This is a genomic window from Pseudorhodoferax sp. Leaf267 (genome assembly GCF_001422405.1).
Lineage (GTDB): Bacteria > Pseudomonadota > Gammaproteobacteria > Burkholderiales > Burkholderiaceae_C > Pseudorhodoferax.
On record NZ_LMMV01000021.1, the window covers coordinates 551109 to 567047 of the forward strand.

Sequence of the window (15939 nt, forward strand, 5' to 3'; positions counted from 1 at the left end):
GGCGATGGCAATCAGACCCGCTCGCCCACCCACCCCTTCACCGACTCCAGCGCCTTCGCCAGCCCGCTGGCGTCCGTGCCGCCGGCCATGGCCAGGTCCGGCTTGCCGCCGCCCTTGCCGCCGACCTGCTGGGCGACGAAATTGACCAGCTCGCCGGCCTTGACCTTGCCGACGCTGTCGGCCGTCACGCCAGCTGCCAACTGCACCTTGGCGCCGTCGACGACGGCCAGCACGATGGCGGCGGTCTTGAGCTTGTCCTTGAGCTTGTCCATGGTGTCGCGCAGCGTCTTCACGTCGGCGCCGGGCAGCAGGGCTGCCAGCACCTTGAGGCCCTTGACATCCACGGCCTGCGTGACCAGTTCGTCGCCCTGGCTCGACGCCAGCTTGCCCTTGAGCGCGGTGATTTCCTTGTCGAGCGCGCGCACCTGCTCCAGCGTCTGCGTGATGCGGGCCTGCAGTTCGGCGACCGGCGTCTTGAGGCTGGCGGCAGCCTGCTGCACGGTGGACTCCAGCTGCTGCAGGTAGGCCAGCGCGTTCTCGCCCGTGATGGCTTCGATGCGGCGGATGCCTGCGGCCACCCCGCTCTCCGACGTGACCTTGAACAGGCCGATGTCACCCGTGCGGCCCACGTGCGTGCCGCCGCACAGTTCGCGGCTGGTGCCGATGTCGAGCACGCGCACGGTGTCGCCGTACTTCTCGCCGAACAGCATGACGGCGCCGGTCTGTTGCGCGGCCTCGATGTCCATCACGCGGGCCAGCGTCTCGGCGTTGGCCAGGATCTCGGCGTTCACACGCTTTTCGATCTCCAGGATCTGCATGTCGTTGACGGGCGCGTTGTGCGTGAAGTCGAAGCGCGTCTTGTCGGCATCGACCAGCGAGCCCTTTTGCTGCACGTGGTCGCCCAGCACTTCGCGCAGCGCCTTGTGCATCAGGTGCGTGACGCTGTGGTTGCGCATGGTGGCCTGGCGGCGCGCGGTGTCCACGCGCGCGTCCACCGTGTCGCCCACCTTCAGCGTGCCCTGCGTCTGCGTGCCGTGGTGGCCGAACACGTCGGACTTGATCTTGAGCGTGTCTTCCACGCCGAACTGCAGGCCCTCGGCGGCCAGCACGCCGCAATCGCCGACCTGGCCGCCGCTCTCGGCGTAGAAGGGCGTGGTGTCCAGCACGACGATGCCGCTCTGGCCTTCGCGCAGCTCTTGCACGGCCGTGCCCTCGTGGTACAGCGCGACGACATGGGCCGGCTCGGCCAACCGCTCGTAGCCCGTGAACGGGTGGCCGGCGCCGCCGTAGTCCACGGCGCGCTCCATCTTGAACTTGCCGGCGGCGCGGCCTGCGGCCTTCTGCTTTTCCATGGCGGCGTTGAAACCGGCCTCGTCCACCGTGACGCCGCGCTCGCGCGCCACGTCGTTCGACAGGTCCAGCGGGAAGCCGAAGGTGTCGTGCAGCTTGAAGGCCACTTCGCCGGGCAGCACCTTGGCGTCGCCGGCCAGCGCCGCGTCCAGGATCTCCATGCCGTTTTCCAGCGTCTCGAAGAAGCGCTCTTCCTCGGCCTTGAGCACCTCGACGATGCGCTGCTCGGAAGCCTTGAGGTTCGGATACGCATCGCCCATCAGCGCCACCAGCTCGGGCACCAGCTTGTGGAAGAACGGCGTCTTCTTGCCCAGCTTGTAGCCGTGGCGGATGGCGCGGCGGATGATGCGGCGCTGCACGTAGCCGCGGCCTTCGTTGCTGGGGATCACGCCGTCGCTGACCAGGAAGGAGGTGGCGCGCACGTGGTCGGCGATGACCTTGAGCGAGGGATTGGCCAGGTCTTCGGTGCCGGTCGCCTTGCCCGCGGCCTTGATGAGCCGGTCGAAGATGTCGATCTCGTAGTTGCTGTGCACATGCTGCAGGATGGCGGCCAGGCGCTCCAGGCCCATGCCGGTGTCCACGCAGGGCGCGGGCAGCTTCACGAGGCTGCCGTCTTCCTGCATGTCGAACTGCATGAACACGTGGTTCCAGATCTCGATGAAGCGGTCGCCGTCTTCCTCTGGGCTGCCCGGGGGGCCGCCGGGGATGTGGGCGCCGTGGTCGTAGAAGATCTCGCTGCAGGGGCCGCAGGGGCCGGTGTCGGCCATCATCCAGAAGTTGTCGCTCTTGTACTTGCCGCCCTTGTTGTCGCCGATGCGCACGATGCGCTCGGGCGGCAGGCCGATCTCCTTGTGCCAGATGTCGTAGGCCTCGTCGTCGTCGATGTAGACGGTGGCCAGCAGCTTCTCGGGCGGCAGCTTGTAGACCTGGGTCAACAGCTCCCAGCCCCACTTGAGCGAGTCGCGCTTGAAGTAGTCGCCGAAGCTCCAGTTGCCCAGCATCTCGAAGAAGGTGTGGTGGCGGGCGGTGTAGCCCACGTTCTCCAGGTCGTTGTGCTTGCCGCCGGCGCGCAGGCAGGCCTGCACGGAGGCCGCGCGCACGTAGTTGCGCTTGTCGCTGCCCAGGAACACATCCTTGAACTGCACCATGCCGGAGTTGGTGAACATCAGCGTGGGGTCGTTGCCCGGCACCAGCGGGCTGGACGCGACGACGGTGTGGCCCTTGGAGGCGAAGAAGTCCAGGAAGGACTTGCGGATGTCGGCGACGGTGGTGAAAGGGGCGGTCTGGTTCATGGGGTTACGCAACTGAAAAGTTTGTCTCGGGGCGGGATCAGACTGGCTGAAAGATGTCGACGCCAAAGCGCTTTGCGGCGGCCATCAGCTTCTTGTCCTTGGTGGCCAGCGGCAGGCGCTGCTGGCGCGCGAGGTCGAGGTAGCAGGCATCGTAGGAGGTGAGCTCCCAGTCGTAGGCCCGCTCGGTCCAGTAGCGGGCGTCGGGCTCCAGCGGCATGGTTTGCAGGTCAAGCACCGCGAGATGTTGCCAGCACTGTTTGATGCCGTCGGCCGAGATGCGTTCGCTGCGCAGCGCGCGTGAGAGGATGTTGGCCATCTCCAGATGCCACAGCACCGGCACCACGGCGTTCAGGTCGGTCAAGGCCTGCAGCACGCCGACCGAGTAATCGTCCTGCTCGTCGGCGAACACGGCGCCCAGGGCGACCGAGGTGTCCAGCACCAGGTGTGACGATGCCTGCATCAGCGACGGCCCTCGTCCCGCAGGGCGCGCCAGTCCATGCCCAGCGTGCGCTGGCCGGCCTGCTGCAACAAGGCTGTGACAGCCGATTGCCGCGCATCGCGTGCATGGTGTTGCTGGACGAAGGCCACGATCTTGGCCACCGGCTTGTTGTGCCGCGTGATGATGACTTCTTCGCCCGCTTCGGCGCGCGCGACGTATTCGCTCAGATGGGTCTTGGCTTCGAACAGTCCGATGGCGGCCATGGCGTCCTCGACAGAAGTTGGTTGAATCAACCAGATTTTAGCCGTACTGCGTGCGCGCCGATCTGGCGCCTTCACTGTGTTTTGAGGGATGAAACACGCGAAAACCCTATGTAAATTAGTTTTGCAGACACCTAGTATTTCCTTGCATTCAACTTTTTGTACGATGAAATCCGCCGCCCCCGTCCGCACGGCCGATGCCACCGCGACCGAGCCGCCCTCCTCGGTGGCCAAGGCGTGCCGCATCCTGCGCGCCATTGGCGCCCTGGCCCAGCCGCGCCTGACCGACATCGCCCAGGCCACCGAGCTCGACAAGGCCACCGTGCTGCGCCTGCTCGACGCACTGGCGCGCGAGGGCTTCGTGCAGCGCGACGCGCAGACCAAGCTGTACCGCGCCGGCCCCGAGCTGCAACTGGCCGGTGTCGCCGCGCTGGCGCGCATCGACCCGCGCGCCATCGTGCGCCCCAGCCTGCTGCGCCTGGCCCACCGGTTCGAGGACACCGCCATCCTCTCCGTGCCCAGCGGTACCGAATCGCTGTGCCTGGACCTGGAGCTGGGCCGCTACCCCATCCGCGCCAACTACCTGGAGCCCGGCCACCGCCGCCTGCTGGGCGTGGGCGCCGGCAGCCTGGCGCTGCTGGCGTGGCTGCCTGCACATGAGCGCGACGCCGTGCTCGACATCGTCGGCGCGCAACTGCAGCGCACGCAGCGTTACCCGGCCATCGACCGCGCGCTGCTGCAGGCCAATGCCACTGCGTCGCGCGCGCGGGGCCATGCCGTGCTGCTGGACGTGGTCGTCGAGCGCATGGGCGGCATCGGCGTGCCCATCCTCGGCGCGGACGGACGGCCCGTCGCGGCCCTCAGCATCGCCGCGCTCAGCGACCGCATCACCGGGCGCGAGACGGAACTGGCCCAAGCCCTGCAACACGAAGCCGCGCTGTGCCAGTCGCAGTGGCCCGGCGCCGCATCGACACCCACATGAACACCGCCTACATCACCGGCACCGGCAACACGCGCTTCGGCCGGCTCGAAGGCCGGGGCCCGCTCGACCTCATGGCCCAGGCCGCCACGCAGGCGCTGGCCGACGCGCAATGCCGGCGGGGCGACATCGACGGGCTGCTGTGCGGCTATGCCACCACGCTGCCGCACCTGATGCTGTCCACGCTGTTCGCCGAACGCTTCGGCCTGCGCCCGCACTACGCCCACGGCATGGCGCTGGGCGGCGCCACGGGTGCGGCCATGCTGATGCTGGCGCGCGACCTGGTGCGCGTGGGCCGCTGCCGGCGCGTGCTGGTCGTGGCCGGCGAGAACCGGCTCAGTGGCCAGGCGCGCGACAGCGCGATCCAGACGCTGGCCCAGGTCGGCGACCCGGACTTCGAAGTGCCCAATGGCGCCAGCGTGCCGGCCTACTACGCGCTGCTGGCCTCGCGCTACATGGCCGCCACCGGCCTCACGCTGGACGACCTGGCCCAGTTCGCCGTGCAGATGCGCAGCAACGCCATCGGCCACCCCGACGCCCACTTGCGCGAGCCCATCACGGCCGCCGACGTGGCCGCGTCCAAGCCCATCGCCACGCCGCTGCGCCTGCTGGACTGCTGCCCCATTTCGGACGGCGCGATGGCCTTCGTGGTGGCGGCCGATCCGGGCGACGACGTGCCGGTCGCCATCGTCGGCGCCGGCCAGGCGCACCAGCACCAGCACCTGTCTGCGCTCGACGACGTGCTGGCCAGCGGCGCATCGGCCGCGGCCGACCGCGCGTTCGCCGAGGCCGGCATCGCGCGCAGCGACATCGACTGGCTGGGCATCTACGACTCCTTCACCATCACGCTGGCCATGCTGCTGGAGGAGACCGGCTTCGCCCCGCGCGGCCAGTCCGCCGCCGGCGTGCGCGACGGCAGCTTCGCGCCCGACGGCCGGCTGCCGCTCAACACCCACGGCGGCTTGCTGTCCTTCGGCCACTGCGGTGTGGCCGGCGGCATGGGCCACGCAGTCGAGGCCGTGCGCCAGATGCGCTCGGCCGCCGCCGGCCGGCAACTGCGCCCGCCACGCCACGCTTTCGTGCACGCCGACGGCGGCGTGCTGTCCTCGCATGTCAGTCTGATCTTGTCCAGGAGTGCCACATGACCGCAGTACCGCCGCCCGAAGGCGGTCGCACCGCCACCCGCCAGGGCGAAGGAGTTTCGATGACGACAACAGCCACCCATCCCTACACCGACGGCCTCGCCCAGGGCCTGCTGCGCTACCAGCGATGCGACGACTGCGGCCGCGCACAGACGCTCACGCGCTTGGCCTGCGCGCACTGCGGCAGCGAGCACCTGGCCTGGCATGAGGCCCAGGGCCGCGGCACCGTGGTCGCCGCCAGCGTGGTCAGCCGCGCGCCATCGGACGCGTTCCGCCCGCTCGTGCCGTACACGCTGGTGCTGGTCGAGCTGGACGAAGGCCCGCGCGTGATGGGCCACGCCATGCCGGGCACCACGATCGGCGACCACGTGAAGGCCGGCACCTTCGCGCATGAGAAACGCAGCCTGCTGCGCTTCTCGCCGGCCGCCCACTGAGCAAGGGGCACGCCATGCACACCACACGCCGCCACGCCACGCGCGCCCTGGCCGCTCTCGCGCTGGCGCTCACCGCCACCGGCGCACTGGCCCAGGCCTGGCCGTCCAAGCCCGTCAGGCTGGTCGTGCCCTACCCACCCGGCGGGCCGACCGACATCGTGGCGCGCGTGGTCGCGCAGAGGCTGCAGACGCAGACCGGCCAGCCCTTCATCGTCGAGAACCGCCCGGGCGCCGGCGGCAACACTGGCGCCGAGGCCGTGGCGCGCAGCCCGGCCGACGGCTACACGCTGCTGGTGGGCACCACGGCGCATGCGATCAACCCCTCCCTGTTCAAGAACCTGACCTACCAGTTCGGCAAGGACTTCGCGCCCGTCTCGCAGCTCACGAGCGGGCCACTGGTCGTGGTCGTGAACCCGGCGCTGCCGGTGAAGAACATCGCCGACCTGATCGGGCTGGCCAAGGCCAGGCCGGGCGCGCTGAACTTCGCCTCGTCGGGCAATGGCCAGTCCACGCACCTGTCGGCCGAGCTCTTCAACGCCACGGCCGGCACGCAGATCAGGCACGTGCCGTACAAGGGCAGCGCGCCAGCCCTGGCCGACACCATGGGCGGGCAGACGCAGCTCATGTTCGACACCATGCTCTCGGCCATGCCGCTCGTGAAGGCCGGCAAGCTGCGCGCGCTGGCCGTCACCAGCGCCCAGCGCTCGCCGGCCGCGCCCGACCTGCCGACCATTGCGGAGTCCGGGCTGCCCGGCTTCGAGGCCATCGCCTGGAACGGCCTGCTGGCCCCGGCCGGCACGCCCAAGGACGTGATAGACCGGCTGAGTGCCGAGTTGGGCAAGGCCCTGGGGCAGCCCGACGTGCGCGAGCGCTTCGACGCGCAGGGCTTCAGCGCGGCCTGGAACACGCCCGAGGCCTTCGACGCCTTCATCACCGCCGAAATCGACAAGTGGGCACGCGTCGTCAAGCTCAGCGGCGCAACGGTTGAATGAACCCATGATCGACTACCACAAGCTCAAGGCCTGGCATTTCCCCGTCATCGAGCACACCTACACGGCCGATGACAGCATGCGCTACGCACTGGCCCTGGGCCTGGGCGAAGACCCGATGGACCTGCGCCAGCTGCAGTACGTGAACGACACCATCGCCGGCACGCCGCTGGCACTGCCCAGCATGGCCGTGGTGCTGGGCTTCCCGGGCTCGTGGATGCAGGACCCGGCCAGCGGCATCGACTTCACGCGCATCGTGCACGGCGAGGAAGACCTGGTGCTGCACCAGCCGCTGCCGGCCGCCGGCACCGTGCTGGCCACGCACCGCATCGTGTCCATCGTCGACAAGGGCGAGGGCCGCGGCGCCACCATCACCTACGACAAAGAGCTGCACGACAAGGCCGACGGCACGCTGCTGGCGACCGTGCGCCACACCACGTTCGCGCGCGGCAACGGCGGCTTCTCGGCGCGCGATGGCGTGACCGACGCTTCGCCCCCCGCGCCGCCCAAGCCGCCCACGGGCACGCCCGACCAGGTGCTGGAGATCCGCACCTCGCCGCAGATGGCGCTGCTGTACCGCCTGCTGGCCGACCGCAACCCGCTGCATTCCGAGCCCGCCGTGGCGCAGGCCGCCGGCTTCGAGCGCCCCATCCTGCACGGCCTGGGCACCTACGGCATCGCCTGCCGCGCGCTGCTGTCGGCTTGGTGCGGCGACCGGCCCGAGCGGCTGCAGCGCCTGTTCGCCCGCTTCTCGGCCCCGGTGTTCCCGGGCGAGACCATCCGCATGGAGATGTATGCCGGCGCGGGTTTGGGCGACATCGCGTTCCGCGCCATCGCGGTGGAGCGCGGCGTGACCGTGCTGGACGCCGGCCGCGCCCGCATCGCGGCTTGATGCATTTCTGAAGGAGACCCCGTGCACCACTTGCCCATCACGCGCCGCCTGGCTCTGGCCGCCACGGCCGCAATCGCCGCGCGCCCGGCCTTCGCACAGGCCGGCTACCCCAACCGCCCGGTCAAGTTCATCGTGCCCTTTCCGGCCGGCGGCCCGGTGGACACCACGGCCCGCGCCATGGCGCAAAAGCTCGGCGAGCTGTGGGGCCAGAGCGGTGTGGTGGACAACCGGGCCGGTGCGGGCGGCATCGTCGGCGCCGAGATCGCGGCCAAGCAGCCGGCCGATGGCTACAACCTGTTCGTGTGCTCGATCCACCACTCGGTGCTGCCCGCGCTCAAGCCCAACCTCACCTACAACATCGAAAAGGACTTCGTGCCCGTGAGCTTCGGCGCGATGTTCCCGGTGATCCTGGTCGCACACCCCAGCCTGCAAGCCAAGAACGTGGCCGAGCTCATCGCACTCGCCAAGCGCGAGCCCGGCAAGATCGCGTTCAGCTCTGCCGGCAACGGCGGCGGCACACACCTGGCCGGCGAGCTGTTCAACATGCACGCCGGCACGCAGCTGCAGCACATCCCGTACAAGGGCAGCGCGCCGGCCATGACCGACCTGCTGGGCGGCCAGGTGCAGCTGATGTTCGCCGACGCGCCCACCGCGCTGCCGCAGATCCGCGCCGGCAAGGTGCGCGCGCTCGGCGTGGCCAGCGCCCAGCGCTCGGCCCTGCTGCCCGACTTGCCGACCATTGCCGAAGGCGGCCTGCCGGGCTACGAGGCGTATTCATGGGCCGCGCTCGTGGCCCCGGCCGGCACACCCAAGGACATCGTCGCCAAGATCAGCGCCGACCTGCAGAAGGTCATGACGCAACCCGACGTGAAGCAGCGGCTTTACGAAGCCGGCGCCGAGTCCATGCCCACCTCGCCCGAGAAGTTCGCACAGATGCTGCACGGCGAGATCGAGAAGTGGGCCAAGGTCGTGAAGGCCGCGAACATCAAGATGGATTGAAGCATGGAACATCCCCCCAGGCGGCTTCGCCGCTCCCCCCTTCTGCTGCGCGAAGGGGGGCACCGCCAGCGGCCTGGCAGAGCCAGTTCCGCGGCGGTCGCTGGCATGGCCTGCTCCGCGGCCATCGGCACATCGGCCGCCCACGTGCTGCCGGGACGATCGGGATGACGGCGCAGTTGCTGGTGGAGCGCCACGGCCGCGTGCTCCAGCTCACCATCTCCAACCCCACCGCGCGCAACGCGCTGCACCCCAGCCTGTACCCGCAGGCCACCGGTATCTTCCGCGCCGCAATGGATGACGAGAGCCTGGGCGCCATCGTGCTGTGCGGCGACGGCGCGCACTTCTGCGGCGGCGGCGATCTGCGCCGGCTGCAGCAGCAGCGCAGCCAGCCCGAGGCCGGCCAGGTGCAGATCCTCGACGCACTGCACGACTGGGTCGAGGCCATGCGCGACTGCCCCGTGCCCGTGATCGCCGCGGTCGAGGGCGCGGCGGCCGGCGGCGGCTTCTCGGTGGCGCTGGGCTGCGACCTCATCGTGGCGGCCGAGGATGCGCGCTTCGTGATGTCGTACGTCCGCATCGGCCTGTCGCCCGACGGCGGCGGCTCCGACGCGCTGGCCCGCGCACTGCCGCCGCAGGCCGCGCTCGAATTGCTGTTGGACGGCGACGTGGCCACGGCCGCGCGGCTGCAGGCGCTGGGCCTGGTCAACCGCGTCGTCGCGCCCGGCACGGCCATCGCGTCCGCGCTGGCCTGGGCCGAGCGCCTGGCCGCCGGCCCGCGCGCCGCGCAGCAGCGCATCAAGCAGCTCGTCCACGCCGCGCGCGGCCGCGGCCACCGCGCGCAGCTGGACGCCGAGCGCGACGCCTTCGTCGCCGGCCTGTACGGCCCCGAATGCGGCGAGGGCATCGATGCCTTCCTCACCAAGCGCACCCCGAGGTTCACGCCATGACCGACCTGCTCGCCGCCGCGCTGAACCCGCAGTCCATCGCCATCATTGGCGCCTCCGAGAACCCGCACAAGATCGGCGGCCGGCCGATCGCCTACATGCAGCGCCTGGGCTACCGCGGCCGGCTCTACCCCATCAACCCCAGCCGCCGCGAACTGCAGGGCCTGGCCTGCTTCCCCTCGTTGGCCGACCTGCCCGAAGTGCCTGAGATGGCGCTCGTCATCGTCGGCGGCGAGCAGACCGTCGCGGCCGTTGCAGACTGCGCTGCGCGCGGCGTGCGCTGCGCGGTCGTGATCGCCTCGGGCTTCGGCGAAACCGGCCCGCAAGGCCGCGCCGTGCAGGACCGCATGCTCGCCACCGCGCGCGCCGCCGGCATGCGCCTGGTCGGCCCCAACACGCAGGGCCTGGCCAACTTCGGCACGGGCGCCATCGCCAGCTTCTCCACGCTGTTCACCGAGGTGCCGCCGCTGGACGGGCCCATCGGCATCGTGAGCCAGAGCGGCGGCATCAGCGCCATGGCCTATGGCCTGCTGCGCGGCCGTGGCCTGGGCGTGCGCCATGTGCACGCCACCGGCAACGAGGCCGACGTGGGCGTGGCCGACCTGGCCTGGGCCGTGGCGCATGACCCGCACGTGAAGCTGCTGCTGCTGTACCTGGAGAACATCGCCAACCCCGCGCTGCTGGCCGAGACCGCGGCTTATGCGAAAAGCCGCGACCTGCCCATCGTCGCCATCAAGGCCGGCCACTCGGCCAGCGGGCAGAAGGCGGCCTCGTCGCACACCGGCTCGCTGGCCAACGAGGACCGCGTGGTCGAGGCCTTCCTGCGCCGCCACGGCATCTGGCGTGTGCGCGACCCGCATGCGCTGGCCACCGCGGCCCAGGGCTACCTGCAGGGCTGGCGGCCGCAGGGCCGGCGCCTGGTGGTGGTCAGCAACTCGGGCGCCAGCTGCGTGATGGCGGCCGACGCGTCTGAGCAGCTCGGCCTGCCGCTGGCGACCCTGGCCGACAGCACGCAGGCCGCACTGGCCGCGCGCCTGCCAGGCTTTGCGACGACCAGCAACCCGATCGACATCACGGCCGCGCTGCTGTCCAACAGCGGCCTCTTCAGCGACGTGCTGCCCGTGATCGCGCAGGACCCGGCCGCCGACCTGGTGTTCATCCACATCCCCGTGGCCGGCGCCGGCTACGACGTGGACGCATTCGCGCGCGACACGGCCTCGTTCGCGGCCAGCAGCGGCAAGCCGGTCGCGGTCGCGGCCTGGCAGGAGGTCGTGGCCGGCCCGTTCCGCAAAGCCGGCGTCGCGACCTATGCGAACGAGCACGAAGCCTTGTCGGTGCTGGCGCAGGTCGCTTTGCACCGCGAATTGCTGGCCCGCCCGCTGCCGCGCTGGGACCCCGCGCCGCCGCCCACACTGCCCGCCGGCGCCGGCCTGCTCAACGAAGCGCAAAGCCTCGCGCTGCTGGCCGCCCAGGGCATCGCCGTCGTGCCGCACCGGCTGTGCCGCAGCGCCGACGAGGCGCGTGCCGCCTTCGCCTTGCTGGGCGGCCCGGTCGCGGTCAAGGCCTGCTCGCGCGACGTGCCGCACAAGTCCGAGCACGGCCTGGTCGCGCTGCACCTGGATAGCGCCGACGCCGTGGCCGCCTGCTTCGACCGGCAATGGGCCAAGCTCGCGGCCATGGGTGCGGCGCAGGACGGCGTTCTGGTCGCGCGCATGCACGAGAGCCGCCACGAATGCATGGTCGGCGCGCACGTCGACGCGGTGTTCGGCCCCGTCGTCGTGGTGGGCGACGGCGGCAAGTACGTGGAGGCCATGCGCGACGTGGCGCTGCTGGTGCCGCCCTTCGATCAGGGCGAGGTGCTGCAGGCACTGCAGGGCCTGCGCATCGCGCCCCTCCTGGCCGGCACGCGCGGCGACGCACCGCTGGACACCTGCGCCCTGGCCGACATCGCCGTGCGCGTCGGCCGGCTCATGGTCGGCGCTGCAGGCCGCATCGCCTCGATCGACCTGAACCCGGTCATGCTGGGCACGGCCGGCGAAGGCGCCGTGGTGGTCGACGCGCTGGTCGAGCTGGCCTGATCAGGCGGTGCCGGCCTTGGGCACCGAGGCCGCGCGCAGGCGTTGCGCCAGCGGCAGCTGGCTGCCCAGCAGAGGCCGCAGGTACGCCAGGAAGGCCGGCGTCACATCGCTGCCGCTGGCGGCGATGAAAGCCTCGTCCATGGTGCGCGTGCGCGCGGCCACGGTGGACAGCGGGATCAAGGGGTAGTCCAGGCTCTGGTCGGCCCCACGCCGCACCGCCACCGAGCCGGCCTGGTGGCCCTGCATGGCGTAGCGCACGGCCTGCTCGCCCACGGCGCGCGCCACGCGCTGGTCCAGGTCGGACACACAACCCACGAACGAGCGCTGCAGGTAGCCCAGCGTATCGCCGCGCACGCGTGACAGGCCCAGCCGCGTCTTGATGTGGTCGCACAGCAGATCGGCCAGCGCACCGGTGCCCGACAGCTGCACGTTGCCATGGTCGTCGCGCGCCAGGGCCTTGCCCAGCTGCGCCAGCATGGGCTGGCCACTGGCATCGTGGATGCCTTCGGACACGGCCACCACGCAGCGGCCCAGGCGCTGCACCGTGGCCTGCACCTCGGCCAGGAAGCGTTCGGTGTCGAACTCGCGCTCGGGCAGGTAGATCAGGTGCGGGCCGTCGTCCGGGTGCTGGCGCGCGGCGGCTGCGGCAGCCGTCAGGAAGCCCGCATGCCGGCCCATGACCACGCCCACGTAGACGCCCGGCAGCGCCGCGTTGTCCAGGTCGGCCCCGGCGAAGGCCTGGGCCACGAAGCGCGCCGCCGATGGGTAGCCCGGCGTGTGGTCGCTGCCCATCAGGTCGTTGTCGATGGTCTTGGGGATGTGGATGCAGGTCAGCGGGTAGTTCTGCGCCTGGGCCGCCTCGCTCACGATGCGCACCGTGTCCGACGAGTCGTTGCCGCCGATGTAATAGAACTGGCCGATGGCTCGCGCGCGCAGCACCTCGAAGATGGCCGCGCAGTAGGCTGCATCCGGCTTGTCGCGCGTGGAGCCCAGCGCCGCGGCCGGCGTGGCGGCCACTTGCTCCAGCAGCTCGGCGCTCTCGGCGCCCAGGTCCACGAGGTCGTCGCGCACGATGCCCTTGACGCCGTGGCGCGCGCCGTAGATGGCACCCACGCCAGCATGACGCCTGGCTTGCAGCACCACGCCGGCGAGCGACTGGTTGATGACGGCGGTGGGGCCGCCGCCCTGGGCGACGAGGATGTTGAGCGGGGCCATGGCGGTCTCCAGGATGTTGTGCGGCCATTGTGCGCATTTCGCCGCGCGCACCACAGCCTGGGCGCGGGCGGCACCCACCGTGCGCAGGTGTACCCTCGGCGGCTTTTGAAAAGCCGAGGGAGTTCAGCCATGCACAGACGTGTCTTCATGCAGGCGGCCGCGCTGGCCGCGCTCACGCTGGCTGCCGGGCCGCTGCTGGCCCAGCCGGCCGCGCCGCGCAAGCTGCGCGTGGTGGTGCAGGTCAGCGACAACGACCCGGCCCGCTGGAACCTGGCGCTGAACAACGTGCGCAACCTGCAGGAAGACGTGGGGGCGGCCAATGTCGAGGTCGAAATCGTGGCCTATGGCCCGGGCATCGCCATGCTCAAGCTCGAGTCGCCGGTCGCCTCGCGCATCGCCGACGCCGGCAAGGCCGGCACCCGGGTGCTGGCGTGCGAGAACACCATGAAGGCGCTCAAGCTCGTGCGCGACGACATGGCCGGCGGCATCGGCTACGTGCCCGCTGGCGTGACGACCATCGTCACGCGCCAGTCGGAAGGCTGGGCCTACCTGCGGCCCTGACACGCCCCGTTACGAACCAATCGATCGAATCAGTCGCTTGTGAGACAGCGTTCTCTGCAACAATTTGCGCGTTCGACGCAGCCGCCCTTGCCGCTGCCACGCATCCCGTCGCGCCTGGCGCCCGAGCTTGTACCCACGCACCCGCAGGGAAAGACGATGCAGATCCACAAGCCGCGCAGCCAGCCGCCGCAAGATGACGGCGTGCTGGCGGGCGCCGGGGCATCCACGGCGCCCTTCCATTGGTTGCAGGCCGGCCTGCTCGTCGCCTGCGTGGTCACGCTGGCGTCGCTGTTCGGCGTGTGGACGCGGCTGGCCGGGCAACTGGCGGTGTTCTGGCCGGCCAACGCGCTGCTGCTGGGCGTGCTGCTGCGCTTCCCGCGGCTGGACACGGCCTCCGGCTGGATCGGCGGCGCCGCCGGCTACATGGTCGGCGGCTGGATCGCCGGCGACGGCCTGGCCGCGCTGGTCTTGCTGACCCTGGGCAATTTCTTGAGCGTGGTCACGGGCTACCTGCTTCTGGCGCGGCTGGGGCCGGACGACCGTCGCCTGGCCAAGCCGGCCTCGGTGCTGATGCTGGTCTGGGTGATCTTCCTGTCCGCCGGCGCATCCGGCCTGGGCGGCACCCTCATCGGGCCGCTGGTCTTCAACAGCCCGGCGATCGAGTCGGGCATGGCCTGGTTCGTCAGCGAGGTCGTGAACTACATCGCCATCCTGCCCGCCGTGCTCACCATCCCCGTGCGCCGGCTGGCCCGGCCCGTGCCACGCCAGTGGCGCGCCGGCCATGGCCGCCACCTGCGGCGCGCACTGCCACTGGCCAGCCTGGCGGTCTCGCTGGGCCTGGCCCTGGTGGTGGGCGGCCCCGGCGCCATCGCGTTCCCGGTGCCGGCCCTGCTGTGGTGCGGCATGGCCTATGGCCTGTTCGGAACTTCGGTGCTGACCCTGCTGACCACCACCTGGATGCTGCTGGCGATCTCCAAGGGCCAGCTGGACATGTCGGTGCAGGTGGACACGCCGCAGATGCTGATGTCCGTGCGCCTGGGCGTGACGCTGATCGCGCTGTCGCCGATCGCGGTCGCGAGCGCGATGGCCACGCACACGGCGCTGACCCGGCGCCTGCGGCACATGGCCGAACACGACCCGCTCACCGGCACCATGAACCGGCGCGCCTTCTCCGACCATGCCGGCCAGGCGCTGCGCCAGGCGCGCATCGCGCGTGCGCCGGCGGGCCTGCTGATCCTGGACATCGACCACTTCAAGTCGGTCAACGACAGCTACGGCCATGCGGCCGGCGACCTGGTCATCGTGCACATCGCCAACTGCCTGCGCCGCCACCTGCCCGAGGGCCCGCCGCTGCTGGGCCGGCTGGGCGGCGAGGAATTCGCCGTGCTGCTGCCCTACTGCACGCGGCAGCAGACGCTGGAGATCGCCGAACGCATGCGCCAGGCATGCGCCGAGACGGCGGTCGACATCGGCGACGGCCGCCTGGTCACGGCCACGGCCAGCATCGGCGCCTGCGTGGCGCTGCCGGCCATCGAGCAGCTCGACCAGATGCTGCAGTGCGCGGACGGGGCGCTCTACCAGGCCAAGCACGACGGGCGCAACCGCGTGATCCTGGCCGAATGGGTCGCGTCAGTCGAGCGCTGACGCCGGCCCGAAGAACTCGTAGCGGCTTTGCCCCGCCGGCACGCCGATGGCCGCCAGGTCGCGCCGCAGCTGCGCCATGAAGGGCCTTGGAGCCGAGGAAATAGGCGTCGACGTCGCCGCCCTGCGGCAGCCAGGCCTGTAGCTGCTGCCGCGTGAGCCGGCCGACCGCGTGCGGCGCGGCTTCGCCTTCGGCGCCCGCCTCGTCGTGGCAATAGAACACCTGCAGCTGCGTATGGCGCCGCGCCAGCCCGTCCAGGTGTTCGCGAAAGGCGTGCACACGGGCGTTGCGCGCGCAGTGGATGAAGTGCACGGGCCGCCCGGGCTCGGCCGCCAGCGTGGCCAACGTGGGCGTGATGCCGACGCCGCCGCCGGCCTCGCGCTTGACGCTGATGCGGTAGCTGCGGCCATCGGGTGCGGCCGACAGCGAGTAGTTGCGGCGGATCTCCTGGCCGTCGACCACGAGGCGCATGCCCAGGTACTGGCCGGGGGTGGAGCCGAGCACGGCGCCGCCGTCGGCCGGCTCCAGGTGGAACGAGCTGATCTCGGCGCTCTCGGCCACCTTGCGCGCCACGCGGAAGGCGCGCGCGCCGCGCCAGCCGCCGGGAGCCTCGGCCTTGGCGTCGTACAAGGCGCGCTCGGCGCCGATCAGCAGGTCGGCCAGCTGGCCATAGGCGGCGGCCCAGGCGTCGATGACGGCGTCGGTGGCGATGACAACCAAGTC

Annotated in this window: 14 protein-coding genes and 1 pseudogene; 10 read left to right on the plus strand and 5 right to left on the minus strand. The window is 70.9% G+C overall.

The genetic code is table 11. The features are described 5' to 3' along the window. Positions 1–11: 11 nt before the first annotated feature. Genes alaS through ASF43_RS19605 form a run of 3 tightly spaced genes read right to left on the minus strand, consistent with a single transcriptional unit; the run spans position 12 to position 3344 of the window. A complete protein-coding gene (gene alaS / locus ASF43_RS19595; RefSeq protein WP_056184442.1) occupies positions 12–2642 on the minus strand; it encodes an alanine--tRNA ligase in 2631 nt (876 codons plus the stop codon). 37 nt (positions 2643–2679) lie between these two features. Continuing rightward, on the minus strand, positions 2680–3102 hold the full coding sequence (locus ASF43_RS19600; protein WP_056184445.1) for a type II toxin-antitoxin system VapC family toxin: 423 nt from the start codon (positions 3100–3102) through the stop codon (positions 2680–2682). Next, a complete protein-coding gene (locus ASF43_RS19605) occupies positions 3102–3344 on the minus strand; it encodes a type II toxin-antitoxin system Phd/YefM family antitoxin (RefSeq protein ID WP_056184446.1) in 243 nt (80 codons plus the stop codon). The genes ASF43_RS19600 and ASF43_RS19605 overlap by 1 nt, the downstream gene beginning before the upstream one ends. 163 nt (positions 3345–3507) lie before the next feature. Between ASF43_RS19605 and ASF43_RS19610 the strand changes: the two genes are divergently transcribed. The 8 genes from ASF43_RS19610 (at position 3508) to ASF43_RS19645 (ending at position 11798) form a co-directional block, all read left to right on the plus strand. Then, a complete protein-coding gene (locus ASF43_RS19610; RefSeq protein WP_056184448.1) occupies positions 3508–4323 on the plus strand; it encodes an IclR family transcriptional regulator in 816 nt (271 codons plus the stop codon). Next, on the plus strand, positions 4320–5465 hold the full coding sequence (locus ASF43_RS19615) for a thiolase family protein (RefSeq protein WP_056184640.1): 1146 nt from the start codon (positions 4320–4322) through the stop codon (positions 5463–5465). Before ASF43_RS19610 ends, ASF43_RS19615 begins: the two co-directional genes overlap by 4 nt. A 59-nt stretch (positions 5466–5524) precedes the next feature. Further along, a complete protein-coding gene (locus ASF43_RS19620; protein WP_056184450.1) occupies positions 5525–5896 on the plus strand; it encodes a Zn-ribbon domain-containing OB-fold protein in 372 nt (123 codons plus the stop codon). Positions 5897–5910: 14 nt separating this feature from the next. Beyond that, entirely contained in the window at positions 5911–6888 is a 978-nt protein-coding gene (locus tag ASF43_RS19625; protein ID WP_056184451.1) for a tripartite tricarboxylate transporter substrate binding protein, read from the plus strand. Positions 6889–6892: 4 nt separating this feature from the next. Next, entirely contained in the window at positions 6893–7777 is an 885-nt protein-coding gene (locus ASF43_RS19630) for a MaoC family dehydratase (protein WP_056184453.1), read from the plus strand. A 21-nt stretch (positions 7778–7798) separates the two neighbouring features. Then, the gene (locus tag ASF43_RS19635; RefSeq protein ID WP_056184455.1) at positions 7799–8776 is read left to right on the plus strand and encodes a tripartite tricarboxylate transporter substrate binding protein; all 978 of its coding nucleotides are present in this window, start codon (positions 7799–7801) and stop codon (positions 8774–8776) included. A 164-nt stretch (positions 8777–8940) separates the two neighbouring features. Then, the gene (locus ASF43_RS19640; RefSeq protein WP_056184457.1) at positions 8941–9723 is read left to right on the plus strand and encodes an oxepin-CoA hydrolase, alternative type; all 783 of its coding nucleotides are present in this window, start codon (positions 8941–8943) and stop codon (positions 9721–9723) included. Next, positions 9720–11798 carry an acetate--CoA ligase family protein gene (locus tag ASF43_RS19645; RefSeq protein ID WP_056184459.1) on the plus strand — a complete coding sequence of 693 codons (2079 nt, stop codon included), beginning with the start codon at positions 9720–9722 and terminating at the stop codon, positions 11796–11798. The genes ASF43_RS19640 and ASF43_RS19645 overlap by 4 nt, the downstream gene beginning before the upstream one ends. On the opposite strand, the gene ASF43_RS19650 is transcribed toward ASF43_RS19645, so the two are convergent. Continuing rightward, positions 11799–13013, minus strand: coding sequence for a 6-phosphofructokinase (locus ASF43_RS19650; RefSeq protein WP_056184642.1), 1215 nt, complete (start codon positions 13011–13013; stop codon positions 11799–11801). Between the two features lie 129 nt (positions 13014–13142). Here ASF43_RS19650 and ASF43_RS19655 point away from each other — a divergent pair, with 129 nt between their 5' ends. Together ASF43_RS19655 and ASF43_RS19660 are read left to right on the plus strand one after the other, a co-directional pair. Then, on the plus strand, positions 13143–13574 hold the full coding sequence (locus ASF43_RS19655; protein WP_056184461.1) for a DsrE family protein: 432 nt from the start codon (positions 13143–13145) through the stop codon (positions 13572–13574). Between the two features lie 156 nt (positions 13575–13730). Then, positions 13731–15218, plus strand: coding sequence for a GGDEF domain-containing protein (locus tag ASF43_RS19660; protein WP_156373427.1), 1488 nt, complete (start codon positions 13731–13733; stop codon positions 15216–15218). Here ASF43_RS19660 and ASF43_RS30000 read toward each other — a convergent pair. Next, positions 15204–15927, minus strand: a pseudogene (locus tag ASF43_RS30000) (FAD-binding oxidoreductase); the annotation flags it as partial. The gene ASF43_RS19660 and the pseudogene ASF43_RS30000 sit on opposite strands and share 15 nt — an antisense overlap. Positions 15928–15939: the final 12 nt, after the last annotated feature.